This window comes from Candidatus Methylacidiphilales bacterium, from assembly GCA_025056655.1.
Classification (GTDB): domain Bacteria; phylum Verrucomicrobiota; class Verrucomicrobiia; order Methylacidiphilales; family JANWVL01; genus JANWVL01.
In genome coordinates, this window is sequence record JANWVL010000011.1 from 1 (window position 1) to 2840 (window position 2840).

The 2840-nt window shown below is 57.3% G+C and carries 2 protein-coding genes; both read left to right on the forward strand.

Annotated features, from left to right (window positions below):
• A partial coding sequence (locus NZM04_00515) for a DEAD/DEAH box helicase family protein (GenBank protein ID MCS7062527.1) occupies positions 1-2463 on the forward strand: 2463 nt, incomplete at its 5' end.
• Positions 2464-2530: 67 nt separating this feature from the next.
• On the forward strand, positions 2531-2840 hold a 310-nt coding region (locus NZM04_00520), incomplete at its 3' end, for a hypothetical protein (protein ID MCS7062528.1).

Below are 2840 nucleotides of genomic sequence, written 5' to 3' on the forward strand. Positions count from 1 at the left end.
TTCTTCTGCCAGCGCGAAGCCGCCGAAACGCTCATCTGGCTAGTGGAAGCTTCACCTGCAGAGCGACAAGGCATAGAAATCCCCAAAGACAATGGCCTTACCCGCTACGCCTGCAAGATGGCAACCGGCAGCGGCAAGACAGTCGTGATGGGCCTAGTCATCGCCTGGCAGGTGCTCAACAAGCTGGCGAACCCACAAGACCGCCGTTTCTCAGATGCTGTGTTGCTGATCTGCCCAAACCTCACCATCCGCGAACGCCTCCAGGTGCTCCTGCCATGGAAGCCAGGCAACTACTACGAGCGCTTTGACCTCGTGCCGCGCAGTATGATGGAACGACTACAGCAGGGCAAATTCGAGATCACCAATTGGCACCTATTTCAGCCCAGAGACGACAGCCGCTCGCGCAGCGTGGTGCAGCGTGGCGTGGAAAGCGACGCAGCCTTCTGCCGCCGCTTGTTGAAGGAATTGGGGAGTAAGCAAAACATTCTCGTGATCAACGATGAGGCCCACCACGCCTACCGCCCTGCACCCCTGCCGGAAGAACTGCGCGAGCAATTGTCGCCAGATGAAGTTGCCGAGCGCGAAGAAGCCACAGTCTGGGTTGGCGGGTTGGACAAAATCCAAGCAGTGCGCGGTATCAACTTCTGCGCCGACTTTTCGGCCACGCCGTTCTACATCAAAGGCAGCGGCTACGAGGAAGGCGCACCCTTTCCCTGGATCGTCTCCGACTTTGGCCTCGTAGATGCCATCGAGTCGGGCATCGTAAAAATCCCGCGTGTGCCCGTGGACGATAATACGGGCGCGTTGATTCCAAAGTATTTCCGCTTGTGGGAACACATCAACCAGCAACTCCCCGCCTCTGAACGACAGACCGCCCGTCGCCGCGCCAGGCCTGAATCGGTGCTGCGCGAAGCCGAAGGGGCGTTGGCGATGTTGGCATCCGAGTGGAAAAAGACATACGAGGCCTTCCAACAGGCCGGATCACCGGTGCCGCCCGTGCTCATCTGCGTGTGCGACAACACTGACCTGTCCAAACTCGTTTACGAACACATAGCACTCGGAAACGTGCTGCCAGAACTGGAAAACCGCAACGGGAACACAGTCACCTTCCGGATCGACACCAAACTGCTGGCCGAAGCAGAAAGCGCACTCGAAGGCGAAACAAAACAGCAGGCTGCAGAGCGATTGCGCAGGACGGTGGACACAGTAGGCAAGACCGAATGGGATGGCGAGGGCGAGCCGCCCGGCAAAAACATCCGCTGCGTCGTCTCAGTGGGAATGCTCACCGAGGGATGGGACGCGCAAAACGTAACGCAGATTCTGGGCCTGCGGGCCTTCACCTCGCAACTACTGTGTGAACAGGTCGTGGGACGCGGCCTCCGCCGCCTGAACTACGACGACTTTAGCGAGCCCGAGTATGTGGACGTTTACGGCGTGCCGTTCGAAGTCATCCCCGTCAAAAAGAAACCCCTAGGTCGCACGGAAGTCCAGAAGGTCTCCACGTTAGTCCGGGCCTTGCCCGAACGAAAGCATTTGGAAATCACCTTCCCCCGCGTGGAGGGCTATGTCTTCGACGTGCATCAGCGGATTCGGATGAACCTAAAAGACGTGCCTTATCTCACCATTGATCCCAGGCACGAGCCGACAGAGGTCGTCGTCAAGACTGCGGCAGGTTATCGAATTGGTCGCCCCGATCGTCTAGGTCCTGGCCCCGAGGTGCTCCACGACCGCAACCCCTTCCACCACGAAAAACGGCTGCAAGCCACCGTGTATGAAATCGCCGCCGAACTGACCCATCGCCTCAAAGACAAACGCGACGACTGGAGCGCGCGGCACATTCTGTTTCCGCAAGTGCTGAACATCGTCTGGCAATACTTGGAGGAGCGTGTAATCGTGATGAACGACAACACGCCGCTGCAAGAAATCGCCTTGCTCAAATACAAACAGCGCATCATCGAGCGATTGACCGAGGCAATCGAACCGGACACAGAAGCTGGCGAACCACCGCTGTTGCCCGTGATCGAGCGGTTCCGTCCCATCGGTTCAACCTCAGAGGTGCTTTTTCGCACCGCCCGCCCCGCCGTCGGCACGACCAAGAGCCACATCAGCCACGTCGTGCTGGATGCGCCCAAGTGGGAACACACCGTTGCTTATCAACTAGAACGCATGCCCGAAGTGGTCGCCTACGCCCGCAACGACCATCTGGACTTGACGATTCCCTACGAATGGCAAGGTGTGCGCCACGAATATCGCCCTGACTATCTCATCCGGCTCCGCTGCAAGAATGGGAAAGAACTCTATGTCATCCTGGAAGTAAAAGGCTTTGAGACCGAGCAGGACCGTCAGAAAGAAGCCGCCGCGCAGCGCTGGGTGCGGGCGGTGAATCATCACGGAGAGTTCGGATGCTGGAGATTCGTCGCCTGCAAAAATCCCAACAACCTACAAAATAATCTCCTCTTTTAGCTTAATCCTACCGCCCTCGCTCCCCACACCCTGTGCCACCTTGTTCCCACCTAAAAGTGCTTAGATTGTGTATCGCGTAAGAATCCTCCACACGCTCTATAGCATCTCATCACCGCGCCTCCCTCATCTTTACTCTTGCGTAGCTCCATCTCATTCGCTCCGCGACGCCCGCTTCACACCTCCAATCTCTCGGCAAAACGTTGCCGCCGCAGAGTGGACCGCAGCGTCTCCGTCCAAATTCAATCCGAACAAAAACATCCCAGCCCCTTACTCATTCTCCGTCTTTAAATCACCATATCCTAAAATCCTCCCATCATCTCACGCTCAGGCACTGTCAATGCACATCATTCATCCCTCTGCCCCACCCCAAAATCCTC